General features: G+C 68.0%; 21 protein-coding genes. 12 read left to right on the forward strand and 9 right to left on the reverse strand.

What is annotated here, in order from left to right; translation table 11 throughout:
* Positions 1 to 69 precede the first annotated feature (69 nt).
* Genes priA through AB4Y79_RS12425 form a run of 3 tightly spaced genes read left to right on the forward strand, consistent with a single transcriptional unit; the run spans position 70 to position 3,085 of the window.
* Positions 70 to 816 (forward strand): bifunctional 1-(5-phosphoribosyl)-5-((5-phosphoribosylamino)methylideneamino)imidazole-4-carboxamide isomerase/phosphoribosylanthranilate isomerase PriA, encoded by a 747-nt coding sequence (priA, locus tag AB4Y79_RS12415; protein ID WP_441862093.1) that lies wholly within the window; start codon positions 70 to 72, stop codon positions 814 to 816.
* Positions 817 to 834: 18 nt separating this feature from the next.
* Positions 835 to 1,719 carry an SseB family protein gene (locus AB4Y79_RS12420; protein WP_441862095.1) on the forward strand — a complete coding sequence of 295 codons (885 nt, stop codon included), beginning with the start codon at positions 835 to 837 and terminating at the stop codon, positions 1,717 to 1,719.
* Positions 1,720 to 1,777: 58 nt separating this feature from the next.
* Positions 1,778 to 3,085, forward strand: coding sequence for an MFS transporter (locus tag AB4Y79_RS12425; protein ID WP_441862097.1), 1,308 nt, complete (start codon positions 1,778 to 1,780; stop codon positions 3,083 to 3,085).
* A 136-nt stretch (positions 3,086 to 3,221) separates the two neighbouring features.
* On the opposite strand, the gene AB4Y79_RS12430 is transcribed toward AB4Y79_RS12425, so the two are convergent.
* A complete protein-coding gene (locus AB4Y79_RS12430; RefSeq protein ID WP_441862100.1) occupies positions 3,222 to 3,608 on the reverse strand; it encodes a DUF1844 domain-containing protein in 387 nt (128 codons plus the stop codon).
* A gap of 401 nt (positions 3,609 to 4,009) precedes the next feature.
* Here AB4Y79_RS12430 and infC point away from each other — a divergent pair, with 401 nt between their 5' ends.
* The 4 genes from infC to AB4Y79_RS12450 all read left to right on the forward strand — a co-directional run bounded on the left by infC (position 4,010) and on the right by AB4Y79_RS12450 (position 6,856).
* Positions 4,010 to 5,035 (forward strand): translation initiation factor IF-3, encoded by a 1,026-nt coding sequence (infC, locus tag AB4Y79_RS12435; protein WP_441862102.1) that lies wholly within the window; start codon positions 4,010 to 4,012, stop codon positions 5,033 to 5,035.
* A gap of 121 nt (positions 5,036 to 5,156) precedes the next feature.
* Positions 5,157 to 5,351 carry a 50S ribosomal protein L35 gene (gene rpmI / locus AB4Y79_RS12440; RefSeq protein ID WP_009358635.1) on the forward strand — a complete coding sequence of 65 codons (195 nt, stop codon included), beginning with the start codon at positions 5,157 to 5,159 and terminating at the stop codon, positions 5,349 to 5,351.
* 118 nt (positions 5,352 to 5,469) lie between these two features.
* Positions 5,470 to 5,859, forward strand: a complete 390-nt coding sequence (gene rplT / locus AB4Y79_RS12445; RefSeq protein WP_018763610.1) for a 50S ribosomal protein L20 — start codon at positions 5,470 to 5,472, stop codon at positions 5,857 to 5,859.
* A gap of 70 nt (positions 5,860 to 5,929) precedes the next feature.
* On the forward strand, positions 5,930 to 6,856 hold the full coding sequence (locus tag AB4Y79_RS12450) for a TrmH family RNA methyltransferase (protein WP_441862107.1): 927 nt from the start codon (positions 5,930 to 5,932) through the stop codon (positions 6,854 to 6,856).
* Between the two features lie 93 nt (positions 6,857 to 6,949).
* Here the strand turns inward: AB4Y79_RS12450 and AB4Y79_RS12455 are convergent, their stop codons facing one another.
* Positions 6,950 to 7,225, reverse strand: a complete 276-nt coding sequence (locus AB4Y79_RS12455; protein WP_308931416.1) for a GlsB/YeaQ/YmgE family stress response membrane protein — start codon at positions 7,223 to 7,225, stop codon at positions 6,950 to 6,952.
* A 198-nt stretch (positions 7,226 to 7,423) separates the two neighbouring features.
* On the opposite strand from AB4Y79_RS12455, the gene AB4Y79_RS12460 reads away from it, so the two are divergent.
* Positions 7,424 to 8,377, forward strand: coding sequence for a cation diffusion facilitator family transporter (locus AB4Y79_RS12460; RefSeq protein ID WP_441862110.1), 954 nt, complete (start codon positions 7,424 to 7,426; stop codon positions 8,375 to 8,377).
* 8 nt (positions 8,378 to 8,385) lie between these two features.
* On the opposite strand, the gene AB4Y79_RS12465 is transcribed toward AB4Y79_RS12460, so the two are convergent.
* Entirely contained in the window at positions 8,386 to 9,594 is a 1,209-nt protein-coding gene (locus AB4Y79_RS12465) for an MFS transporter (RefSeq protein ID WP_441862112.1), read from the reverse strand.
* 157 nt (positions 9,595 to 9,751) lie between these two features.
* Here AB4Y79_RS12465 and AB4Y79_RS12470 point away from each other — a divergent pair, with 157 nt between their 5' ends.
* Entirely contained in the window at positions 9,752 to 10,198 is a 447-nt protein-coding gene (locus AB4Y79_RS12470; RefSeq protein WP_441862114.1) for a (deoxy)nucleoside triphosphate pyrophosphohydrolase, read from the forward strand.
* 28 nt (positions 10,199 to 10,226) lie between these two features.
* Here AB4Y79_RS12470 and AB4Y79_RS12475 read toward each other — a convergent pair whose 3' ends face one another.
* The 3 genes from AB4Y79_RS12475 to AB4Y79_RS12485 all read right to left on the reverse strand — a co-directional run bounded on the left by AB4Y79_RS12475 (position 10,227) and on the right by AB4Y79_RS12485 (position 12,527).
* Positions 10,227 to 11,342 (reverse strand): Rv2578c family radical SAM protein, encoded by a 1,116-nt coding sequence (locus AB4Y79_RS12475; protein WP_441862184.1) that lies wholly within the window; start codon positions 11,340 to 11,342, stop codon positions 10,227 to 10,229.
* Positions 11,343 to 11,418: 76 nt separating this feature from the next.
* Entirely contained in the window at positions 11,419 to 12,075 is a 657-nt protein-coding gene (locus AB4Y79_RS12480; RefSeq protein WP_441862116.1) for an SIMPL domain-containing protein, read from the reverse strand.
* Positions 12,072 to 12,527 carry a hypothetical protein gene (locus AB4Y79_RS12485; protein WP_441862118.1) on the reverse strand — a complete coding sequence of 152 codons (456 nt, stop codon included), beginning with the start codon at positions 12,525 to 12,527 and terminating at the stop codon, positions 12,072 to 12,074. Before AB4Y79_RS12485 ends, AB4Y79_RS12480 begins: the two co-directional genes overlap by 4 nt.
* Positions 12,528 to 12,727: 200 nt before the next feature.
* On the opposite strand from AB4Y79_RS12485, the gene pheS reads away from it, so the two are divergent.
* From pheS to AB4Y79_RS12500, 3 genes are read left to right on the forward strand one after another with little or no spacing between them, the layout of a single operon-like run.
* A complete protein-coding gene (gene pheS, locus AB4Y79_RS12490) occupies positions 12,728 to 13,789 on the forward strand; it encodes a phenylalanine--tRNA ligase subunit alpha (protein WP_441862120.1) in 1,062 nt (353 codons plus the stop codon).
* A gap of 2 nt (positions 13,790 to 13,791) precedes the next feature.
* Positions 13,792 to 16,335, forward strand: coding sequence for a phenylalanine--tRNA ligase subunit beta (pheT, locus tag AB4Y79_RS12495; protein WP_441862123.1), 2,544 nt, complete (start codon positions 13,792 to 13,794; stop codon positions 16,333 to 16,335).
* Between the two features lie 31 nt (positions 16,336 to 16,366).
* Positions 16,367 to 17,071, forward strand: a complete 705-nt coding sequence (locus AB4Y79_RS12500) for a 4'-phosphopantetheinyl transferase family protein (protein ID WP_441862125.1) — start codon at positions 16,367 to 16,369, stop codon at positions 17,069 to 17,071.
* On the opposite strand, the gene AB4Y79_RS12505 is transcribed toward AB4Y79_RS12500, so the two are convergent.
* From AB4Y79_RS12505 to AB4Y79_RS12515, 3 genes are all read right to left on the reverse strand, one after another.
* The gene (locus AB4Y79_RS12505; protein ID WP_441862127.1) at positions 17,035 to 18,396 is read right to left on the reverse strand and encodes a M1 family metallopeptidase; all 1,362 of its coding nucleotides are present in this window, start codon (positions 18,394 to 18,396) and stop codon (positions 17,035 to 17,037) included. The genes AB4Y79_RS12500 and AB4Y79_RS12505 overlap by 37 nt on opposite strands.
* Positions 18,393 to 22,298 (reverse strand): Pls/PosA family non-ribosomal peptide synthetase, encoded by a 3,906-nt coding sequence (locus tag AB4Y79_RS12510; RefSeq protein ID WP_441862186.1) that lies wholly within the window; start codon positions 22,296 to 22,298, stop codon positions 18,393 to 18,395. The genes AB4Y79_RS12505 and AB4Y79_RS12510 overlap by 4 nt, the downstream gene beginning before the upstream one ends.
* 244 nt (positions 22,299 to 22,542) lie before the next feature.
* Positions 22,543 to 23,508, reverse strand: coding sequence for a quinone oxidoreductase family protein (locus tag AB4Y79_RS12515; protein ID WP_441862129.1), 966 nt, complete (start codon positions 23,506 to 23,508; stop codon positions 22,543 to 22,545).
* Positions 23,509 to 23,654: the final 146 nt, after the last annotated feature.

Below are 23,654 nucleotides of genomic sequence, written 5' to 3' on the forward strand. Positions count from 1 at the left end.
GGCCGGCGCCGTTCCAGCCGGCCGGTTCGCCCTTGCCCCTGCCCCGATGCACCAACACTGAGGATGAGTATGACCACCGCACATGACCTGCCGGTCCTTGAACTGCTGCCAGCCGTCGACGTCGTCAATGGCCAGGCTGTCCGGCTGGTCCAGGGCGAGGCCGGCAGCGAGACCAGCTACGGCACGCCCCTGGACGCGGCGCTGAACTGGCAGCAGCAAGGCGCCGAATGGGTGCACCTGGTGGACCTGGATGCAGCCTTTGGGCGTGGCTCCAACTCGGACCTGCTCCGCGACGTCGTGGGCCGGCTGGACATCAAGGTGGAGCTCTCCGGCGGACTCCGCGACGACGAGACCCTCGAAGCGGCCCTGGACCTGGGCGTTGCCCGGGTCAACCTGGGCACCGCTGCGCTGGAGAATCCGGAGTGGACCCGCCGGGCCATCGAGCGCTTTGGCGACAAAATCGCCGTCGGACTGGACGTCCGGGGCACCACGCTGGCCGGCCGCGGCTGGACCAAGGAAGGCGGGGACCTCTGGGACGTGCTGGGGCGCCTCGAGGAGGCCGGCTGCTCCCGCTACGTGGTGACCGACGTGACCAAGGACGGCACCCTGCAGGGACCCAACGTTGAACTCCTGCGCCAGATGGTGGAGAAGACCGGCAAGCCCGTGGTCGCCTCCGGCGGCATCTCCAGCCTCGATGACCTGAAGGTTCTCCGCTCCCTGGTGCCGCTGGGCGTGGAAGGCGCCATCGTGGGCAAAGCCCTGTACGCCGGGGCATTCACGCTGCCCGAAGCCCTCGACGTCGCCGGTCGCCGCTAGGCACGGAAGATCCATTCAATGTCCAACGCCGAGGAGCCGGGACGTCCCGCAGCCCGTCAACTGCCAGGTCATATCGCCGCAGCCCTCGCCGGGGCAGGCGGGGCCGGGGATTCCGCGGGCCAGCCATGGGCCGGGCGCAGCCTTGCCGGTGAGGACGCCAAAATCCACAACTTCGAGGACGACGACGGCACGGCCGACGCCGGCTACCTCGCCGCCGTTGCCGCGCTCCGGCAGGGGAGCGGCGGCGAAGCCGGCGTGGTATCCGCCCTGGCGACGGCCAGGGTGTTCATTCCCATCGTGGCGCAGTTGGCCGAAGAGGCGGAAACGGAGCACGGCCTGCACGCCGACAAGCAGGCGGACATGGCCCTGGTCACGCTGAAGGCCGCCGACGGCCGGACCGCGCTCCCGGCGTTCACCTCCGCAGCCGCGCTGTCAGCCTGGCACCCCGAGGCCCGGCCGGTTGCGGTGTACGCCGCCCGGGCCGCGCTCTCCGCCGTCGCGGAAGGCGCCGAACTCCTGGTCCTGGACCCCGGAGCCGACCTCACCTTCGTGGTCCGGCGCCCGGCCGTCTGGGCCCTGGCCAAGCAGCATGACTGGATCCCCTCCTACGAGGACCGTGAGCTGGCCGGCGAACTGGGCCGTGCCGCCTCCGGGTTCCCCGCCGTCCGCGGCATCGAACTCCTGCCCGGCAGGGGAGTGGCCGCCGGCGCTGCCGACGGCACGGTGGTTCCCGGCGGCGGCGCCGGACCCGAGCTCCAGGTGGTGCTCTACCTTGAGGACGGCCTGGACGCGGCAGGGGTCCAGGAACTGGTGGCCGGCCTGCAGGCGGAGTGGTCCCGGAATGTATTGTTTGGGGAGCGCGTCGATTCCCTGGAAATTAAACTCAGGCGCGCTCCCGACTAACTGCCGGCCGGATGGGTGACCCCCTCCCGCGCCAGGGCAGACCCTGAAGGATCGCTTCGTGAATTTCGCTCTCTACCGGGAGTTGCTTGCCGTCCGGCCAATCCGCCGGCTGCTGCTGGTGGGCATGGTTGCCCGTATCCCGCACTCGGCCGCCGGAGTCCTGCTCACGCTTCACATCGTCCTGACGTTGGGCCAGGGCTACGCCGCGGCCGGCGCCGCCGCGGCGGTGATGACCATTGGCATTGCCCTTGGCGCGCCCTGGCGTGGCCGGCGCGTTGACACTGTGGGCCTGCGGACGGCACTGATCCCATCAGTGATCTCGGAGACCCTCATCTGGTCCGTGGTGCCGCACGTTTCCTACCAGTGGCTCCTGCCGCTCGTCTTCGTCGGCGGCCTGCTCACGCTTCCCATCTTCAGCGTCGTCCGGCAGTCCCTGGGCGTCCTGGCCGAGGGTGACCAGCGCCGTACCGCCTTTGCCTTGGACGCCATCACCACCGAAATGGTGTTCATGATCGGCCCTGCGGCGGGCGCCGTCGTGGCCACCAGCGGGTTCACCACCGCTGGCTTGACCGTGGTGGGCATAGCGACGTCGCTGGCCGGATTGTTCCTTATGTGGTTCAACCCGCCCACCCGCAGTGCGGGCCAGGGAGCGGGACGCGCCGTTGAGGAGCAGCGCGCGGCGGAGGCCGCCGTCGTCTCGACCGCACCGGCCCATGTCCAGGAAGCCGCCGCAGAACTGGCGCCCGCGGGCGCCGCTGCCCCGCAGGAGGGCCTGCGGGGCAGGCTGGCGGGTGGCTTCTCCTGGTTCACCGCCACCGTGGCGGCCCTCTTCGCGGTGGCCGCCGGAGCCGGCATGGTCCTGAGCGGCACCGACGTCGGGATCGTCGCCGCCCTCGAGCGCGGCGGACACCAGAGTGAAATCGGCATCGTCTTCGTCTTCTGGTGCGCGGCCTCAGTTGTGGGCGGTGTCATCTACGGCGCCATGCACCGGCCCGTCCCGCCCGTCTTCCTGCTGCTGGGCATGGCCGCGCTGACGCTGCCCATGGCCCTCGCCCACGACACCTGGACGCTGGCTTTCGTCTCCGTCCTGCCCGGGCTGCTGTGTGCCCCGGTGCTGTCGGCGGCCTCCGAGAAGGTGGCGGACCTTGTCCCGGAGGAGCGGCGCGGGGAGGCGATGGGCTGGTACGGCTCGGCCCTGACGGCCGGGGTTGCCCTCGGTTCGCCGCTCGCGGGCATCTTCATCGACCTGATGGGCCCTTCCGGCGGTTTCGTTTCTGTCGGTGCAGCCGGCGTCGTGCTGTGCCTGGTGGGCCTGGCCCTCCAGCAGCGCCGACGCGGGATGCGCGCCCGTACCACTGCTCCGTAGTCGTCGTTCCGGGGCTCCGAAGCGCCGGAGCAAAGGCAGCATCTGGCGGTGGAGCCGCCTTTCCGGGGATACGACGACGGCGGGACGACCTCGGATGGTCGTCCCGCCGTCGGGCGTTGCGTGGGGGAGCCGGGGGCTAGTTCACGGCCCCGGTGTACTTTTCGCCCGGGCCCTTGCCCGGAGCATCCGGAATCAGCGACTCCTCCCGGAAGGCAAGCTGGAGGGACCGGAGGCCATCGCGCAACGGTCCGGCGTGCTGCGAGCCGATTTCGGGTGCGGCCGCGGTAACCAGGCCTGCAAGGGCGGTGATCAGTTTCCGGGCCTCGTCCAGGTCCTTGAGTTCGGCGGCGTTATCTTCCGCGGCGAGGCCCAGCTTCACGGCGGCGGCGCTCATGAGGTGCACGGCGGCCGTGGTGATGACCTCGATGGCGGGGACCTCCGAGATGTCGCGGATCTGCTGTGAAACGTCCGTGCCTGCGTCAGCGGGCTCGAAAACGTACGAATTACTGTCTGAGGTGCTCATACTGGTAAGCTTGACACAGACCGACTGGATGTCGTTATTTCAGAGATCGTTCCAAACGATGAGGTTCCCAGCAGCGCTTCGCGGCGTTGGCGGGATTTTTTTCTGTAGAATGGCATGCAGTTTGCAAGCGGAGTTCTCTCCCACCCGCGTCAGCCGCTGTTTCCCAGGTTCCTTGTGAACCGCCTGGGACGAAAGGTTGCCGGGTACCTGGTTGGGCATGGAACCGGCATCAGCCGGAGCCGTGCGCGTGCAGCCCTTTTTGGGGCAGCTTCGCCAACCTATCTGAGGCCTTCGATTGCTCCGGCAATTGGGGGCCTTCTCTATTTGCCGGACACAACAACAAACACAGGAGCTTTAACATTAGCGAGCCAAGAATCAATGAGCGTATCCGCGTCCCCGAGGTGCGGCTGGTCGGCCCTGCAGGTGAACAGGTAGGAATCGTCCGTATTGAGGATGCCCTGCGACTGGCTGCCGAGTCCGACCTTGATCTCGTTGAAGTTGCACCTCAGGCGAAGCCTCCGGTGTGCAAGCTGATGGACTTCGGCAAGTACAAGTACGAGGCCGCGGTCAAGGCACGTGAGGCCCGGAAGAACCAGACGAACACCGTTCTGAAGGAAATCCGCTTCCGCCTCAAGATCGACACCCACGACTACGAGACCAAGCGGGGCCACGCCCTTCGCTTCCTCGGCGCCGGGGACAAGGTCAAAGCCATGATCCAGTTCCGTGGCCGTGAGCAGCAGCGCCCGGAGATGGGCATCCGACTGCTCCAGCGCTTCGCGGACGACGTCGCCGAAGTTGGCGTGGTGGAGTCCAGCCCCCGCATCGATGGCCGGAACATGGTCATGGTTGTAGGTCCGCTGAAGAACAAAGCCGAGGCCAAGGCTGAAGCCCGCCGTGCCACCCAGCGCGCCGAGGCGAAGGCACAGAACGACGCCAAGGCCGCCGGTCGCGTGGACACGTCCGGCACGGACCAGTCGCCCATGACCCAGTCACTGGCCGACCTCCTGCCGGAAGGGTTCACCGTTTCCACGGAACCGGACACGGCTCCGGAGGAAACTGCCGCCGTCGAGGCGCCTGCCGCACCGGCTCCCGAGCAGGAAGCCGCCAAGCAGGAAGCACCCAAGGCTGCCCCGGCTCCCCAGCAGGAGGCGCCCAAGGCTGCCGCCCCCAAGCAGGAGGCTCCGAAGCAGGAGGCTCCGAAGGCTGCTCCTGCAGCTCCCAAGCAGGAGGCTCCCAAGCAGGAGGCTCCGAAGGCTGCTGCTGCAGCGCCTAAGCCCGCAACTGCCGCCAAGCCGGCGGCAGCGGCGCCGAAGCCCGCTGCCGTGCCTGCACCGCCGAAGCCGGTGGCCAGGCCTGCTGCACCGAAGCCTGCCGCCCGCCCTGCCTCCAAGGCAGTGCCCAAGCCGGCGGGTAAGAAGACCAACTAGTTCACAGCTGCCGGAGGTTCCGCCCTCCGGCAGTCAACAACCAGCATGCTGCCCGCAGGGGCGGCTGCGCGATAGAACTGCCGGCCTCAGCGCCCGCAGAAACGTAAGGAGATCGGTTCCCATGCCGAAGATGAAGACCCACAGCGGTGCTAAGAAGCGCTTCAAGCTGACCGGCAGCGGCAAGCTGCGCCGCCAGCAGGCCAACCGCCGCCACTACCTGGAGCACAAGTCCAGCCGCCTGACCCGCCGCCTCGCCGGCGACAAGATCGTCTTCAAGGGCGACGCCAAGGTCATCCGGAAGATGCTCGGCATCTAGTTTCCAAGTTTATTGATGGGCCGCCCCCTGGCGGTTCGTCTTCTGCCAAACAGCCTTCTCAGGCCGCCGGATTTCCGGCAACAGATGCTTGGGATCAGATTTTCGAAGGAGTACGCACGTGGCACGTGTGAAGAGGGCGGTCAACGCCCACAAGAAGCGCCGGGTTGTCCTTGAGCGGGCGAAGGGATACCGCGGACAGCGTTCGCGCCTGTACCGCAAGGCCAAAGAGCAGCTGCTGCACTCGTTTGTGTACAGCTACGGTGACCGCAAGAAGAAGAAGGGCGACTTCCGCCGCCTGTGGATCCAGCGCATCAACGCTGCGTCCCGCGCCAACGGTCTCACCTACAACCGCCTGATCCAGGGCCTGAAGGCCGCTGAGGTCGAGGTTGACCGCCGCATGCTGGCCGAGCTCGCCGTCTCGGACGCCAACGCATTCGCCGCACTGGTCCAGGTGGCCAAGGACTCCCTGCCGGCCGACACCTCCGCCAAGAAGGTCGCCGCAGCCTAGCAGCCGCGCACTGCTCCTCGCCTGAGGGGCCGGTTCAGGAACAGGTGGCAGCAGCTACTACAGTTCTTGTATGAACGAAACCGGGCGCCCGCAAGACTTTCCACTATCCAACCCCCGAGCCGATCGGGTCAGGGACGTGGCAAAGCTTGCAGGGCGCCCGGCCCGTTTAAAGCGGGGCCAGTTCCTTGCAGAGGGGCCACAGGCCGTGCGGGAGGCACTCAAGCTGCACCAGCAGCGCCTTGCGGCCGGAGCCCCGGGCATCGTCATGGAAGTCTTTGCCAGCGAAAGCTGCCTGGACCGGTTTCCCGAGTTCGAGGAGCTTGCCGAAGGGACCAGCGCGCGGCTGGCCACCGATGAAGTCCTGGCGGCCATGGCGGACACGGTCAATCCGCAGGGAATCGTCGCCGTCTGCCGGTTCGTGGACGTCTCCCTGGCGGACGTGCTCGACGCCGGTCCGCGCCTGATTGCCGTGCTCTGCCAGGTCCGCGACCCCGGGAACGCGGGAACAGTATTGCGCGCAGCAGATTCCGCGGGTGCGGACGCCGTCGTGTTCACCACGTCCAGCGTTGATATCTACAACCCCAAGGCGGTCCGCTCCACGGCGGGTTCGCTGTTCCACCTGCCCGTTGTCCTGGCCGTGGACCCGGCGGAACTTGCAGCGGCCTGCAAATCCCGCGGCATCGGCATACTGGCCGCGGATGGTTACGGACAACTGGACCTGGATGTGCTCCAGGATGAGAGCGCCCGCCGCAGGCTGACCGGACACGGCCCGGATTCTGTGTTCGACCTGGCGGAGCCAACCGCCTGGCTTTTCGGCAACGAGGCACAGGGCTTGTCGGAGGAAGAATTGGACCTGGCTGACCACCGGGTGGCTGTCCCGGTCTACGGCGATGCCGAGAGCCTGAATCTGGGGACCGCCGCCACCGTCTGCCTGTACGCCAGCGCCAGGTCCCAGCGCCGGCACGGGACAGCCGCGGAACCAGTCCCCGCAGGCTAAGGGATGGGCGACGGCGGGGTGGCACCGGGCTCACCGGGCACAAAGAAAGGCCCCGGAGATCCGGGGCCCGTTGGTTATGTGGTTACAGAGTGGTCAGGGCGCGCGGGTTGCTTTTCCGCGGCCGGTAACGAATCCGTAGATGCCGGCGACAAGGAGGCCACCGACGATAGCGAGAATCCACGTGCCGAGGTCGAAGAAGCCCATATCGCCCTTGGCGAAAAGGAGGCTGCCGATCCAGCCGCCAACAATGGCACCAACAACACCAAGGATGAGGCTGGTGACCCAGCCGCCGCCAACCCGTCCGGGCATAACGGCCTTAACGATGGCCCCGACAATCAGGCCCAAAATAATCCAAGCAAGAAAACCCATGTCTCCTCCTTATTGTGACCGGGATTAATAGTCCCGATGAGCCTCAAGCTAACATAAGCACCCTGCAAAGTCAGTAGCCGGGCCGGCGCCGTTGCTGCATCGTTAGGGGGCCGCCCGGGTACGGTATTGACGGGATGGGGCCACGGCGGGATCCTGCTCCATCCAACAGCGAAGAACCGGCGAAGAGGTGAAGCCCCCGTGGCTGCAAATGGTGGTACCAAGGCGATAGTTGCGGCTCTGGCCGCCAACCTGGCCATCGCCGTCATGAAGTTCCTGGCTTACCTGCTGACGTTCTCCTCGTCGATGCTCGCCGAGGCAATCCACAGCGTGGCCGACTCCGGAAACCAGTTGCTGCTGCTCCTTGGCGGCAAGAAGTCACAGCGTGCCGCCAGCCCGGAGCACCCCTTCGGCTATGGCCGGGAGCGCTACATCTACGCCTTCATCGTCTCTATCGTGCTGTTCAGCGTCGGCGGCCTTTTTGCCCTCTACGAGGCCTGGCAGAAGTTCCAGCACCCGCACGGCATCGAAGGCGGTTTCTGGTGGGTTCCGCTGGCAGTCCTGGTGGGTGCCATCATCGCCGAGTCTTATTCCTTCCGGACCGCCATCAAGGAGTCGAACCACACGCGCGGCAACCAATCCTGGGTCAAGTTTGTGCGCAGCGCCAAGCAGCCCGAACTGCCGGTGATCCTGCTCGAGGACTTCGGTGCCCTCCTCGGCCTCCTCTTCGCGCTGACAGGCGTCAGCCTGACCCTGCTGACCGGCAACGGAGTGTGGGACGCCGCCGGCACGGGCATGATCGGCCTCCTGCTGGTGGCCATCGCCGTGGTGCTGGCCCTTGAAACGAAGTCCCTGCTGCTGGGCGAATCTGCCACGAAAGATGACGTGGAACGGATCCGGGCTGCCATCGAATCGGACGGGGGCCGCATCATCCACCTCAAGACGCTGCACCTGGGCCCGGAAGAACTTCTGGTGGCGGCCAAGATCGCGGTCAGCCGCTCCGCCACCGGCGAGCAGATCGCCACGGCCATCGATGACTGCGAGGCGAGGATCCGGGCCGCAGTGCCCATCGCACGCGTGATCTACCTGGAGCCGGACCTGCACCGCACGGCCGACGGCGGAAAGGAACCGTCCGCAACGGTTCCGGGCCCCTGAGGGCGGGATCAGGCTGCCAGCGGCCGCTTGCGTTCCAGCAGGCCGCTGAGCAGCGCGACGCCGAAGCCGAGGATGGCGAGTACGGCGCCTACCAGCGCCGGGGCCACGAAGCCCCAGCCGAGGGCGATGACGAGGCCGCCGAGGAAAGCTCCGAGGGCGTTGGCGACGTTGAGCGCGGCGTGGTTGAGCGAGGATGCAAGCGACGGCGCATCCGGTGAGGCATCCAGCAACCGGGTCTGCAGGGCGGGGATCAGCATGGAACCGGATGCCCCCACCACAAACACCATGACCAGGGCGCTCCATGCCCAGTGTGCTGCCACAGCGTAGAGCACCAGGGCAATGGCTATGGCGGGCAGGACCCGGTAGAGGGTGCCCATCACCGATTTGTCGGCGAGCCTTCCGCCGCTGATGTTCCCGGCCACCATGCCCAGGCCGTAGAGCGCCACCACCACCGGGATCAGGGTCGAGGGAATTCCTGCCACATTGGTCATGGTGTGGGCGATGTACGTGTAGGTGGCGAAGAAGCCGCCAAACCCCACGATCCCCACCAGGAGCGCAAGCCATACCTGGAGCCGTTTCAGCGCACCGAGTTCGCGCCGGATGCTTGCATCCGGGTGTGCCTTCTGGAAGGGCACGAAAATCCAGACCAGCACCAGGGCCAGCAGTCCGATGCATCCCACCAGGATGAACAGCAGGCGCCAGCCGAAGGCCTGCCCCAGCCAGGTGGCGAAGGGCACTCCAACGACGTTGGAAATGCTGAGGCCGGCCATCACCATGGAGATGGCCCAGCCCCGCCGTGTCGGCGGCACCAGGGAAGCGGCAATCACGGCGGCTACCCCAAAGAACGCTCCGTGCGGCAGCCCTGCGGCGAACCTTGAGACGAGCATGGACCCGTAGTCCGGGGCTATGAACGAGCTCAGGTTGGCAACGGTAAAGAACAGCAGGAGCCCCAGCGCCAGGTACTTGCGGGGCAGTTTGGCCCCGACGACCGCGAGCAGGGGAGCGCCGACCACCACGCCCAGGGCGTAGGCGGAGATCAGGTAGCCGGCTTGGGGGGTGGTGACCGCCAGGCCCTGCTCCACCTCCCTCAGCAGGCCCATCATGGTGAACTCGGTGACGCCGATGCCTACCCCGCCCATGGCCAGCGCAAAGATGGCCATGCCAAGATTCGGGGTCTTGGCGGGGGCTGCCGTGGACTGGGACAGAACGCTGCTCATAAGCCTGCTTCTTGAGGGTACGGGTGAAAGGACCGGATGCCACGGCAGCGGGGCAGGAACGTCCGGACAGAGTCGCAAACCCCTGGCGGGCAGCACCTATTCCCTCAGGCGGGAACGCTGTTCCGGGACATTCCATTGTGGACCATAGAATGGGCCGGTGACTGGACTGATTCAGGTTGTGGGCGGAGCCATCGTAGACAAGCTGGCCGATCCGGCGGCCCTGCTGGTGGCCAGGCGGAGTGCGCCGGAGCACCTGGCCGGGCTGTGGGAGTTCCCGGGCGGCAAGGTTGAGCCCGGCGAGGAACCCGAGGCCGCGCTGGTGCGGGAACTGTCAGAGGAACTCGGAATCGGTGTCCGGCTCGGACCCGAGCTGCCAGCCGCGGCGCCCGGTGGCTGGCCGCTGAACGAGCGGGCAAGCATGCGGGTCTGGTTCGCGGAAGTCAGCGTCGGCGAACCGCGGCCCCTTGAAGACCATGACGAGCTGCTGTGGGTGGACCTCCGGGACCGGGACGCGGTCCTGGGCCTGCCGTGGATCCCGGCGGATTTTCCGATCGTCAGGGCTTTGCTGGACGCGGTGGCATCGTCACTGGGCAGGATTCGCTAAAAACAGGACCCGCTGGAAACAGGACCCGCTAGAAGAGCGCGTCCTGCTGAGAGGGCCGGGAAGCGGAAACGTCAGGGGTGCTGTCCTTGGCGGGGGCGGGAATGCTGCCGGCCGGATATTGGGCTTCCTCGGCACGGGGATCGTCCAGGTCGCGGCTGTCCAGGTCCCGGTGGCTGAAGCCGGAGGAATGCGAGAAACCGTGGCGTGCCTTGAAGTACCGGACTTTGGCGGCCAGCCAGGTGCGGTACTCCTTGGAGGCGTAGGACCCTGTCCCGTAAAGCCGCCGGTAGCGTCCCGCCAGTTCGGGGTGGTGGGCTGCGATCCACTTCATGAACCACTCCCTGGTTCCGGGCTTCAGATACAGGGCACCCGCAGTAACTCCCGTTGCGCCGGCAGCCGCCAGTGAGCTGAAGAGCGCATCCAGGGCTTCGTCACTGTCGGAAAGCCACGGCAGGATGGGCATGGCCATCACGCCGCACGGCAGTCCGGCCTCGCGCAGCCGGGAAACCAGCCTCAGCCGCGCCCTGGGCCCGGGGGTGCCCGGTTCGATGGCCTCCGAGAGGGCTTCATCGGTCATGGCCAGCGAGATTCCCAGCCCCACCGGCACCTGCGTGGCGGCACTCTTCAGCAGGGGGATATCCCGCGACAGCAAGGTGCCCTTGGTGAGGATGGACAGGGGAGTGCCGGAATCGGCCAGGGCAGTGATGATTCCCGGCATGAGACGGTACCGTCCCTCGGCCCGCTGGTAGGGGTCGGTGTTGGTGCCAAGCGCCACCTGCTGGCGCGTCCAGGACGCCTTGTTCACTTCCTTCCGAAGGATCTCCGCTGCGTTGACCTTGACCACCACCTGGCTGTCGAAGTCCATGCCGGCGTCGAAATCCAGGTACGTGTGGGACTTCCTGGCGAAGCAGTACACGCAGGCGTGGCTGCAGCCGCGATAGGGATTCACCGTCCACTCGAAAGGCATCTTCGACCCCGCCGGGACCCTGTTGAGCACCGATTTTGCGGTGACCTCGTGGAACGTGATGCCGGCGAATTCGGGAGTGGTGACGGAGCGGACCAGGCCGGCCAGCGGCAGCAATGCCGGAGCGGCCCCGCTTGTGGCATCCTGCGCCGGCACCAGTGTTTGCGCTTCCCATCTCATGGTCTCCATTCGAAAACATGTTCGAATGGAAGTCAAGGGCGGCGCGCGGTGGAAGGGATCCGGCAGGCAGCGCCAGCTAGTGCAGCAGCTCCCAGGTGACCGTCACGCCGGCCTCCACCCTGTTCGTGCCGGATTCGATGGCCGGCCCTTCCACCGTGGATGCCCGCTGCAAGCCGGCAACCGGTACCGGGCCCGGAGCACCCCGTTGGTCCGTCACGGACAGCACGCGGCCCAGGCCGGCTGACGCGAGCGAGGCGAACTGGGCGGCCGCGCGGAACGCGTCCTGCCAAGCGGCCTCCCTGGCCTGAGCGCGGGCGGCGGAATCATCGGAAAGGACCAGTTGCAGGCTGTCGAGCCGGACGTCGTCTCCGCCTGACTCAATGGCCCTGGAGATGGCGGCCGGGGCGCTGCCGACGTCCCGCAGCCTGACGGCGAGGCTGCCGCCAGTAACGTAGCCCACGAGTTTTTGGCCTTCGCCGTCCCGCCACGCGAGGTCGGCCCGTACCGACAGCCCGTTCGTCCGGAGGTCGGCCGGGCCAATGCCGTGGTCCCGGAGCGCCGCGGCCACTGCGGAAAGGCTCTGTCCGGCCGCCGCATACGCTTCCTCCACCGACTGCGCGCGGCACTCCACCGCCACGGAAACCGTCACCAGGTCAGGCGGCGCCTCTGCCCAGCCGGTCCCTGTAACGGTGACTGTGCCGGTATCCCCGGGGGCCTGGTCCGGCCTGCTCATAGGACCGCACTCCCCGCCGGAGCAGGGTAGCCGCCGGCGGCCAGCCCGGCCCTGCGTTCGAAGATGTTCGCCGTGCCCGGATTTCCGGTCCGCAGGACGGACCAGCCGGCCGCAGCCAGGTACAGGGGGAGAAAGGGGAAGCCAAGGCACCAGGCGTACTGGCTGCAGTGCCGTTCCTCATGACCCAGCAGCGCCGGCCGGGACAACAGGTCAACAGCCGAACCGCGGTACAACACCACGTTGCCCAGCGTGAAGGCGCGGGCGGCCGGAAGCCGCCAGCGGTACCCGGCCGCAATGACAAGGCCGTGCGGTCCTCGACTCATCCGCGTCCGTGCGGCGAGGGCGACGGCGAGCCCGGCCAGGGTGCTCCCGTTAAGGAGGTTCGCTGCCCGCCTGAGCCGCTGGGCCGTCGTCGGGCCGTGTTGGATACCCGCGCGCTGCCGCAAAGTCATGAGGCCATGGTAGCCGGAGGGTTCAACTAGACTGGAGGGCAGTGGCCGCCGGTCCTGCCGGCGAGCCCTGACCTGGTCATTGAATGAACTGACGTTCAGCGCATTCATCCATGACCTGCCAGCGACGGACGCGCCGAGCGGGAAACCGCGTACGGCTGCCCCGGCCGCCGGCAGCCACGACTCGTAGCTAAGAACAGTAGATGACTGAAACTTTGCCGGGCGCCGCCATTCCGAACCCCACGGATGAGGCCGCCATCAACGCCGCTATAGACCAGGCCATCACCGCCATTGCCGGTGCGGCCACCCTTGACGAGCTGAAGTCGGTGCGGCTTGCCCACAGCGGCGAGAAGTCGCCGCTGAGCCTTGCCAACCGTGAGATCGGCCGGTTGCCCAAGGACCAGAAGGCGCTCGCCGGGAAGCTGTTGGGTGCCGCCCGCGGCCGGGTCAACAAGGCGCTCGCCGACCGGACCGCCGTCCTGGAAGCCGAGAACGATGCCCGCATCCTGGCCGAGGAAACCGTAGACGTCACGGCCGCTCCGCGCCGCCGTCGTGCCGGCGCCCGCCACCCGCTGTCCACGCTGCAGGACCGCGTCGCGGACATCTTCGTCGGGATGGGCTGGGAGATCGCCGAGGGCCCCGAGGTCGAATCGGAGTGGTTCAACTTCGATGCGCTGAACTTCAAGCCGGACCACCCGGCCCGCGAAATGCAGGACACCTTCTTCGTGGAGCCGCCCGAAGCCCACCTGCTGATGCGCACGCACACGTCGCCGGTGCAGGTCCGCTCCATGCTGGAGCGTGACGTTCCCATCTATGTGCTGTGCCCGGGCAAGGTGTTCCGCACTGACGAACTCGATGCCACGCACACCCCCGTGTTCCACCAGTTCGAGGGACTCGCCATCGACAAGGGCCTGTCCATGGCAGACCTGCTGGGGACGCTGGAGCACTTCACCCGCCAGATGTTCGGCGACGAGGCAAAGGTCCGGCTTCGGCCCAACTACTTCCCGTTCACCGAGCCCTCGGCCGAACTGGACATCTTCCACCCCGGCGCCAAGGGCGGCCCGCGCTGGATCGAGTGGGGCGGCTGCGGCATGGTCAACCCCAACGTCCTGCGCGCCGCAGGTATCGACCCGGATGTCTATTCAGGTTTTGCCTTCGGCATGGGCATCGAGCGTGCCCTGATGTTCCGCAACGAAGTAGGAGACATGCGGGAAATGATCGAAGGCGATGTACGGTTCAGCGAGCAATTCGGGATGGAGATCTAGGCGTGCGTATCCCACTTTCCTGGCTGCGTGAATTCGCGGCAGTACCGGCCGGTGCAACGGCCGAAGACGTCATGGCAGAGCTGGTCAAGGTCGGTTTCGAAGAGGAAGCGGTCCACCGCCCCACGGACACCCTCCGGGGGCCCATCGTGGTTGGCCAGGTCCTGAGCCTCGTCAAGGAAACCCAGACCAACGGCAAAACCATCAACTGGTGCCAGGTCCGCGTTGTCCCCGAGGGGCAGGAGCAGACCCTCACCGGAGACGGCATTGATCCCTCCGGTGTCCAAGGCATCATCTGCGGCGCCCACAACTTCGTTGAGGGCGACAAAGTGGTGGTCACCCTGCCGGGCGCCGTGCTGCCCGGAGACTTCCACATTTCCGCCCGAAAGACCTACGGACACCTCTCCGCCGGCATGATCGCCTCCGTCCGCGAACTGGGTATCGGCGAGGACCACGACGGCATCCTGGTGCTGTCCCGCATCGGGCTGGACCCGGAAGTGGGCACGGACGCCATGGAGCTGCTGGGCCTGTACGACGAGGCTGCGGAAATCAACGTCACCCCGGACCGCGGCTATGCGTTCTCCATCCGCGGAGTGGCCCGTGAGTACGCGCACGCCACCGGTACCGCCTTCACGGACCCCGCAGAGAGGGTCAACGCCCCGGCCGAGCTGTCCGGCGGCTACGGCGTCAAGCTCAACGACGACGCCCCCATTTACGGCAAGCCCGGCTGCGACCGCTTCGTGGCCCGGACTGTCCGCGGCGTGGACGCCACCCGGCCCACCCCGCTGTGGATGGTGTCCCGGCTGCGGCTCGCGGGCATCCGCTCCATCTCGCTGCCGGTGGATATCTCCAACTACGTCATGCTCGAACTGGGCCAGCCCACGCACTGCTACGACCTGGACAAACTCTCCGGTGACATCGTGGTGCGGCGCGCGGGGGCAGGGGAGAAGATCACCACCCTGGACGGTAAGGAGCGCACCCTTGACACCGAGGACCTCCTGATCACCGATGACTCCGGCGCCATCGGCATCGCGGGCGTCATGGGCGGGGCCGCCACCGAGGTGAGCAGTTCGACGTCGAACGTCCTGGTCGAAGCGGCGCACTTCGACTACGTATCCATCGGACGTTCGCGGCGCCGGCACAAGCTGCCGTCCGAGGCGTCCAAGCGCTTCGAGCGCGGCGTCGACTGGCAGGTTGCGGGCATCGCTGCGCAGCGCGTGGTGGACCTCCTGGTGGAACTGGCCGGAGGAACCGCTGATGAGGCGGGAACCGACGTCGGCACCGCCCCGGAAACCGTCACCATCGAGCTGCCGGCCGGCTTCGCCGCCGCCCGCATCGGGGTCGACTTCACCGAAGCGCAGATCGTCACCTCGCTTGGGGACCTCGGCGCCATCGTGGTGAAGAACGACGCCGGGTGGACCGTTACGCCGCCCAGCTGGCGCAGCGACCTGGAAACCAAGGAAGACCTGACCGAGGAAATCGCCCGGCTGGTGGGTTACGACAAGATCCCCGCCACGCTGCCCGTGGCCCCTCCCGGCCGCGGCCTCACCCGCGTCCAGCAGCAGCGCCGGCGCCTGATCCAGGCCCTGGCGGATGCCGGCCTCACCGAGGTCCTGTCCTACCCCTTCGTGTCCAAGGCGGCCAACGACACCTTCGGCACCGCCGAGGAAGGCGCCCCCCGGAGCGCCGTCAAGCTGGCCAACCCGATCAGTGAGGAGCAGGGCTACCTGCGGACCTCGATCCTTCCCGGCCTGATCGAGGTGGCCAAGCGGAACCACTCCCGCGGCTTCCGCGACCTTGCCCTCTTCGAATCGGGCCTGGTGTTCCTGCCCGGCGAAACCATGGGCACCGCGTCCATCCCGCCGCTGGGCGCCAAGCCTGCCGATGAGGTGCTCGATGCACTCTACGACGGCGTCCCGGACCAGCCCTTCCACGTCGCCGCGGTCCTCACGGGCCACGACTCTCCGGCCGCCGCTGCCCATACCCCGCGGATGTGGGACTGGGCGGATGCGCTGGATGTTGCCCGCCTTGCGGGGGACGTCCTTGGCGTTGACCTGGTGGTCAGCCAGGGCAGCCACCAGGCGTTCCATCCGGGCCGCACGGCCAAGCTCGCGCTGCGCACCGGGGAAGTGGTGGGCTACGCGGGTGAGCTGCACCCCAAGCTGCTGGCAGCCTCGGACATGCCGGCGCGTTCGGTGGCGCTGGAACTGAATGCCGACGCCCTGTTCGAGGCCGCACCGGACGTGATTGTTGCCCGCCACATTTCCACCTTCCCGGTGGCAACCCAGGACGTGGCGCTCGTGGTCCCGGCCGACGTCCCGGCGGACGAGGTTCTTGCCGCCCTGCGCGAAGGCGCCGGCGAGCTGCTGGAGGACGTTGCCCTGTTCGACGTCTACGCCGGCAAGGGCATTGAGGACGGGAAGAAATCGCTGGCCTTCGGGCTCCGTTTCCGGGCCGCGGACCGCACCTTGACCGCTGACGAAGCCTCGGCCGCGCGCGAAAGCGCCGTGGCCCTTGCCGCGGAACGCTTCGGAGCCGTGCAGCGCTAGTTTCTGTTCGCAGTCTCCGGAAGGGCGGGTCATGACGCAACAAGAAATGCGTGCAGTCCCGCCCTTCGTGCTGCCTGGGGAAGCCGCCGCGCTGCGAAGCGACGCGGAACGCCTCCTGGACGGCGTCGAGCTGGCGCGGGCCAAGGCTATGGAGCCTGCCGCCGGGACGGTCTTCCTGGCCGGGCGGGTGGCCCAACGGGTCTTCGCAGCCGAACTGATGGCGGTGTCCGCAGCGGACCTCGCCGCGGCCTACGGCTGCCCGCGCTGCGGTGCCGGGCCGGAGCTGGGCCACGGCAGGCCGGGATACACCTATCGGGGCGCTCCCTTGCCGATGGCCCTGAGCCTGTCCCGGGCCGGCGGCTGGACGCTGCTGGCTGCTGTGGTGGACGCGGCCGTGGAAACCCGTCTCGGAATTGACATCGAGGACCCTTCCCGCACCGGTTTCGACGGGTTCGACGCCCTGGCGCTGGCACCCGCGGAGCGGCTGGCCCTCCGGGACCTCACGGCGGATCTCCTGCCCGCCGCAAGGGCCAGGCTCTGGGCCCGCAAGGAAGCCTGGCTGAAGATGATCGGTGAGGGACTCAGGACTGCGCCGTCTTCCGTGGACGTCCTGGAACGTGCCGGCCTGCGCGACCTTGGCCCCGCGGAAACCGGGCTGCCCGCCTATCTGGCCGCCGCCGTCGCGCTCTCCGGGCCTGGTCAGGCCGCCGGCAGCGGCGGCAGCGGCTCCTCGTAGAGCCAAGGGTGCAGCAGGGATTCGGCATCCACTGATGTTGTCCGGCTGGCCGCCATGATGAAGTCCTGCGTGGTGACCGAGCCATGCCGGTGGCCGGCGGTCCAGTCCTGCAGGACGGCGAAGAAGGCGAGGTCGCCCACGGCCATCCGGACGGCATGGACAGCCAGCGCGCCCCGTTTGTAGACGCGGTCATCGAACATGCGTTCGGGGCCGGGGTCTCCCACCAGGATGTCCTGTTCTTCGGCGGCCAGCCGGCGCCAGGCAGCCTCGGCCCGCTCCGCCACGGTCATGACGCCGGCTTCCTCGGACCAGATCCATTCGGCGTAGCAGGCGAAGCCCTCGTGCAACCAGATGTCCTGCCAGCTGGCCGCCGTCAGGGCATTGCCAAACCACTGGTGTGAGAGCTCATGGGCGATCAGGCGCTGGGACTCCCAGTCCAGGCCCAGGTGGTTGGGGCCAAAGATGGACATGGCCTGCGCCTCAAGCGGGATTTCCAGTTCGTCCTCGGTGACCACCACGACGTACCCCGGAAAAGGGTATGGGCCAAAGCAACTGCTAAACGTGCGCATCATGGCCGGCTGGAGTGCCAGGCCGGAACGTGCCCGGTCCGTGAGTGCGTGGGGGACGGCCACGGTCTGCGGAACGGGGGTGCCGTGCCGTCCGCTGTCCAGTTCCAGGAGCGCATACCTGCCGATCTGCACGGTGGCCAAGTAGGCGGGCATGGGGTCGGCCTGTTCGTAAACCCAGGTTTCCCGGCTGGAACGGGCAGTATGCGATTGCAGCACGCCGTTGCACACCACGCGGTAGTTCGCGTCCGTGGTCACCGTGAACCGGTAGCTGGCTTTGTCCCGGAGGTGGTCGTTGCACGGGAACCATGAGGGCGCCCCGTTGGGCTGGCCGGCCACCAGGACGCCGTCCGTCAGTTCCTCCCAGCCCACCTCACCCCACGGGCCCCGCCGTGGCCGCGGATTGCCTTCGTAGCGCACCTCCAGCGTGAACGCCTGCCGGGGCTCGAAGGGGTTCTGCGGCGAGACCACAAGTTGTCCTGCCCGCTGGCTGAACCGCAACGGCTTGCGGCCATCCAGCAGCACTTTCGTGGCGCGCAGCCCTGCAAGATCCAGCACAATGGCCGACGCCGGCACACACGTGAGGCCATGCAGCACAGCCTTGCCGCTGAGCCGGTTGCTGGCCACCCGGTAGTCCAAGTCCAGTTCGTACCGCTCCACCCGGAAGGCATTGGTCCCGGCGCCGGGCAGGTACGGATCAGGGGCAGCACCGCCGGCCGCGTAAACGCTGCCGTGGGCGGCTGATGCTGAAGAACTCATGGGGACCTTCGGTTAGCAGACGGCGATCCGGGGCCGCTCCACGGACTGACGGGGTTGCCCATCCAGTACGTCGCGGCGGGAACTGCTTCGCCGCGCATCACCAGGGAAGCCGGCCCCACTGTTCCGCCGGCGCCGATGCTGGCCTGGGGAAGGATGACCCCGTGCGGGCCCATGGTGGCCCCGTCCTCGAGCGTAACAGCGTCGATGCTCATCACACGGTCGTGGAACAAGTGCGTCTGCACCACGCAGCCCCGATTCACGGTGGAGTTCCGGCCAAGGGTCACCAGGTCGGCCTCGGGCAGCCAGTAGCTTTCGCACCATGTGCCGCTGCCGATCTTCGCGCCGAGCGCACGCAGCCACCAGACCAGCGCCGGTGTTCCCGAAGCCGCCCGCGCAAACCACGGTGCGGAGACCAGTTCGATGAAGCTGTCCACCACTTCGTTCCGCCAGATGAACGAGCTCCAGAGCGGGTGCTCGCCGGGGCGGATCCGGCCCACCAGGATCCATTTGGCGACGACGGACGCGGCTGCGGCGACAAGGCCCGCCAGCAGCATGACCACGCCGGTGAGCAGGGCCGCGGCGGCGTAGCCCAACGTCGCTGCGATCCAGTCGAAGGCCAGCATGGTGCCGGCCGCAATGGCGACCGTGAGCATCACCGGCAGGAACCGGCACAGCTCCCACAGGGTACGGGCCACCTTCAGCCGCGCCGGGGGCTGGAAGGTGCGGGAACCGTCGGATGCGATCGCGGTCCGCCGCAGCCGGACCGGCGGGCTCCCCAGCCAGGAGGTGCCCGCCTTGGCTTTTGCCGGCGTCGCGGACAGGACGGCCACCAGCGAGTTCTTGGGGACGTTGCGGCCGGGGGCGGTCATCCCGGAATTGCCGAGGAAGGACCGCTTGCCGATCTTTGCCGGTGCCACCCGCAGCCAGCCGCCGTCGAGCTCGTAAGAGGCCACCATGGTGTCATCGGCGAGGAAGGCGCCCTCGCCCACCGTGGTCATCTTCGGTATCAGCAGCACGGTGGAGGCCTCGACGTTCTTTCCGACCTTCGCGCCCAGCAGCCGGAGCCACACGGGTGTGAACAAGCTCGCGTAAATGGGGAAAAGCAGGTCCCTGGCCAGGTCCAGCACCCGCTCGGTGGCCCAGATCTGCCACCCCACCCGGCTGCGGATCCGGTAGTAGCCCTCCGCGATCCCAACCGACAGCAGGCGCGTGGCGGCCAGCACCAGGACGGCGTTCGTGGCAAACCACACCAGCGATGCCGGGGCAAGGGCCGGCAACAGCCGGGGGAGAGCTTCGGTCAGCGACGTACTGCCCTGGATGAAGGCGAACGCGACCCATAGAGCGGCAGCCGCAGACAGGTACGGGATGATGGACAGGCACGCCGAGGCCAGCGCAAAGCCGACGAACCAGGCCCGTGCGGCGAACCTGCCCTGGGCCGGGGCAGCCGGCACGCTGTGCCTGGCCTTGCCCAGCCGGCGGGCCGGTGACCCTGCCGCCAGCTGGCCTGCCTTGACCTTCCCCAGGACCGCCGAGCCGGCTTCCACCTGCGCCCCGGCCCCGATCGAGGCGCCGGGCATCAGTGTGCTGCGGGCACCCACGCTGGCGCCGCGGCCAATGCGGATGGCTCCAATGTGGACGTCGTCGCCGTCGATCCACCAGCCCGAAAGGTCCACTTCAGGTTCAACGTTGGCTCCGCTGCCCAGCGTCAGCATCCCCGTGACGGGCGGCAGTGAATGCAGCTGGACGTCCCGGCCGATCTGCGCCCCCAGCGCCCGGGCGTAATACGGCACCCAGGGCGCACTGGCGAGGCTGATGGCACCGGCGAGGTCCTGGATCTGTTCCGCGAGCCACAGCCGCAGGTGGACGCGCCCGGACCGGGGATAGATGCCCGGTTCCACCCCGCGGAGCAGGAACCGGGCGGCTGCGATGGCCAGCAGCATCCGCCCGGCCGGGCTGACGAACACCAGCCAGGACGCCCCCACCCACCACCACGAGACGGTGGGCGCGGCAGTGAGGCCGGCAATCCCGGCCAGCAGGTTGTTCAGGGCCATGAGGTAGGTCAGCCACCGCATGCCCACAAGGATGTGCAGCGGCACACCCATCAGGGTCTGGAAGACCTGCGACTTCCTGGCAGTCGGCCGCACGGAGCGCTCCGGTGCCGGGCCGGCCGAACCGCCCGGACGGGACTGGCGTGCCACCTCCACCAGCGCACCTATGCGCGGCGTGGCGTAGATGTCGGCCACGGTGATGGTGGGGTAGCGCACCCGCAGGGCCGAGACCAGCTGGGCGGCCGAGAGTGAACCGCCGCCGTACGCGAAGAAATCCGCGTCCAGTGAGGTCACGGGGCTGCCGAGCACGTTGCTCCATTGCTCCAGGATCCAGGCGGCGTCATCCGGGATGTTCAGGGGTGCGGCATTTGCCTCCGCGGCGCCTGCGCCGGCCAGGGGCCACGGGAGGTCGTGCCGGTTTACTTTGCCGCTGGTCTTGGTCGGCAGGGAATCCACCACGGTGAGCATGGGAACCAAGGCGGCCGGGAGGCTTGCCATCAGCTGCTCACGGGCAACCGAAAGGTCGAGGGCCACCCCGGCAGCGGGCGCCAGGTAGCCCACCAGAACCTGGTTTCCGGCGGCTGTGGTCTGGACCGCGGCGGCACCACCGGCCACGCCGGGAAGGGACTGGAGGGCCGCGTCGATCTCGCCCAGCTCGATCCTGCGGCCGCCGAGCTTCACCTGTTCGTCAGCCCGGCCCTGGAAGATCAGGCCGGCCTGCTCGAAGCGCACCAGGTCACCGGAACGGTACGCCCGGTCCCACCCCAGGCTGGGCATGGGGGCGTACTTCTCCGCGTCCTTGGCAGGGTCGAGGTAGCGGGCGAGGCCAACGCCGCCGATGATAAGTTCGCCCACTCCGCCTTCGGCTACCGGTACCGCGTTCCCGTCAACGATGGCCAGGTCCCAGCCGTCCAGCGGCAGCCCGATCCGTACGGGGCCGGGTGCACCCAGGGGTGCTGCGCAGGCCACGACCGTTGCCTCCGTTGGGCCGTAGGTATTCCAGACTTCACGGCCTTCCACCGCCAGGCGCCCGGCTAGTTCGGGCGGGCAGGCCTCGCCGCCGAAAATCAGGAGCCGGACGTTCTCCAGGGACTCCGCTGGCCAGAGTGCGGCGAGCGTGGGCACGGTTGAAACGGCGGTGATGCCGTGGTTGATCAGCCAGGGCCCGAGGTCCATGCCGGTCCGGACCAAGGCGCGCGGTGCGGGCACCAGACAGGCGCCGTGCCGCCATGCGAGCCACATTTCCTCACAGGAAGCGTCGAAGGCGACCGAAAGCCCGGCCAGGACCCGGTCCTGCGGGCCGAGGGGATCGTCCTGGAGGAAAATCCTGGCCTCCGCATCCACGAAAGCTGCCGCGGACCGGTGCCGGACCGCCACGCCCTTGGGTGTTCCGGTGGAACCGGAGGTAAAGATGATCCAGGCGTCGTCGCCAAGTTCCGGGGGCCGCGCGCCGTTGAATGGTCCGCTGCGGCTCTGCCCGGCCGGCCCCTGTTCTATCGAACCGCCCGCCCCCAAGACGGCTGCCACGTTGGCCTCGCCGAACACCAGCCGCGCACGTTCCTCGGGATCGTCGGCGTCCACAGGGACATACGCGGCTCCCACCAGGAGCACGGCGAGGATGGAAACGTACAGTTCGTTGGTGCCGGAGGGGATCCGGATGCCAATCCTGTCCCCGGCGCCCAGCCCGGCCTGGTGCAGGCGGCGGCCGGTGGCACGGACAGCATCCAGCAGCTGGGCGTAGCTGAGCGAAGTACGGCCGTCGTCCAGCGCCGAGGCATCGGGAAAACGGGCCGCAGTGTCCCGCAGGACATCGATCAGCGTCCGGGCCGGGGGTGCAGCCGCGGCCCCGGGCAGCTGGGGCGCGTAGAAGCCAAGGCCCTGGACGGGGTCTTCTGCCGGCGGCTCGGCTGCGGACGCCGCAGGATCCTGGCGGACGGTGCTGGCCGGCGCTGCACCGGGATGGTCATCCCCGAAGGGGACCTGCTGCTGGGTCACCCGAGCATTTTCCCGGGAGAAGATGAACAAAAGGTGTCCGCCGCGCCCGGACGCGCCATTTGCGGCCGTCCGGGCGTTTGCCCGACGTTCACCTCGCCCGCGGCTACGGAACCAGGACGACTTTTCCGGTGGTCTTCCTGCCCTCAAGGTCGCGGTGCGCGAGTGCGGCCTGCGACAAAGGGTAGCGGGCGCCGATCCGGACCTTCAAGCTGCCATCCGCTGCCGCGGCGAATACCTCGTCCGAGCGCCAGCGCCGCTCCGAGGCGTCCCGGAGGTAGTGGCCCATGGTGGGGCGGGTCAGGAACAAGGAGCCTGCGGCGTTAAGGCGCTGCGGGTCGACCGGCGGGACGGGGCCCGATGCGGCACCGAACAACACCAGCATGCCCCTGACGCGCAAGGCGGCGAGGGAACCGTCGAAGGTGTCCTTGCCCACGCCGTCGTACACCACGTCCACGCCGGTGCCGCTCGTGATGTCCCGGACGCGTTCCGCGAACCTGTCGTACCGCAGCACGTGGTCTGCGCCGGCATTGCGCGCCAATTCTTCCTTCGCATCCGTGGACACCGTGGTGAACACCTCCGCACCCCGGGCCTTGAGCAGCTGGGTCAGCAGCAGTCCAACACCCCCGGCGCCGGCGTGGAGCAGGACCTTGTGGCCGGCTTCCACCTTGAAGGTGGAGTTCATCAGGTAATGGGCCGTGATGCCCTGCAGGGGAAGCGCCGCGGCGGTAAAGACATCCAGGCCCCGCGGTACCGGCAGGGCGGCGTCTTCATCCACCAGCGCGTAATCCGCGTAGCAGTTGATGCCTTCGGCCGTGGCAATCCGGTCGCCGACCGCGAATCCGGTGACCCCTTCACCCACCGCCTCCACCGTGCCCGCCGCCTCAGATCCCGGAGTGAAGGGATACTGCACCTTGTAGACGCCGCTGCGCTTGTAGGTATCGATGAAATTAACGCCGGCTGCGCCCACTTTGAACAGCAGCTGCCCCGGGCCGGGTGTGGGAGGCTCAACCCCGGCGTATTCGAGGACTTCCGGTCCGCCTGCCTGCCGTGCGACGATTGCGTGCGTCATGGCGCTCCTTTCCCGGGTCCCGGTACCTCCGGCCCCGGCTGCCGAAGTCCATCCTAGGGACACCCCGTGCCGGCAGGACAAGTACGCGGAACAACCAACCCCGATGAAGCATGCATAAATATCAGTATCAATGCATAACTATTGCT

It is taken from the genome of Pseudarthrobacter sp. YAF2 (assembly GCF_052113345.1).
GTDB lineage: Bacteria > Actinomycetota > Actinomycetes > Actinomycetales > Micrococcaceae > Arthrobacter.

Bases quoted from the DNA above. Each gene is read 5' to 3' on its own strand.
- rpmI (WP_009358635.1), top strand. From the start codon at position 5,157: ATGCCGAAGATGAAGACCCACAGCGGTGCTAAGAAGCGCTTCAAGCTG.
- AB4Y79_RS12515 (WP_441862129.1), bottom strand. From the start codon at position 23,508: ATGACGCACGCAATCGTCGCACGGCAGGCAGGCGGACCGGAAGTCCTC.
- AB4Y79_RS12465 (WP_441862112.1), bottom strand. From the start codon at position 9,594: ATGAGCAGCGTTCTGTCCCAGTCCACGGCAGCCCCCGCCAAGACCCCG.
- pheS (WP_441862120.1), top strand. From the start codon at position 12,728: ATGACTGAAACTTTGCCGGGCGCCGCCATTCCGAACCCCACGGATGAG.
- AB4Y79_RS12455 (WP_308931416.1), bottom strand. From the start codon at position 7,225: ATGGGTTTTCTTGCTTGGATTATTTTGGGCCTGATTGTCGGGGCCATC.
- AB4Y79_RS12480 (WP_441862116.1), bottom strand. From the start codon at position 12,075: ATGAGCAGGCCGGACCAGGCCCCCGGGGATACCGGCACAGTCACCGTT.
- AB4Y79_RS12430 (WP_441862100.1), bottom strand. From the start codon at position 3,608: ATGAGCACCTCAGACAGTAATTCGTACGTTTTCGAGCCCGCTGACGCA.
- AB4Y79_RS12475 (WP_441862184.1), bottom strand. From the start codon at position 11,342: ATGAGATGGGAAGCGCAAACACTGGTGCCGGCGCAGGATGCCACAAGC.
- AB4Y79_RS12450 (WP_441862107.1), top strand. From the start codon at position 5,930: ATGAACGAAACCGGGCGCCCGCAAGACTTTCCACTATCCAACCCCCGA.
- priA (WP_441862093.1), top strand. From the start codon at position 70: ATGACCACCGCACATGACCTGCCGGTCCTTGAACTGCTGCCAGCCGTC.
- AB4Y79_RS12500 (WP_441862125.1), top strand. From the start codon at position 16,367: ATGACGCAACAAGAAATGCGTGCAGTCCCGCCCTTCGTGCTGCCTGGG.
- AB4Y79_RS12420 (WP_441862095.1), top strand. From the start codon at position 835: ATGTCCAACGCCGAGGAGCCGGGACGTCCCGCAGCCCGTCAACTGCCA.
- AB4Y79_RS12505 (WP_441862127.1), bottom strand. From the start codon at position 18,396: ATGAGTTCTTCAGCATCAGCCGCCCACGGCAGCGTTTACGCGGCCGGC.
- AB4Y79_RS12485 (WP_441862118.1), bottom strand. From the start codon at position 12,527: ATGACTTTGCGGCAGCGCGCGGGTATCCAACACGGCCCGACGACGGCC.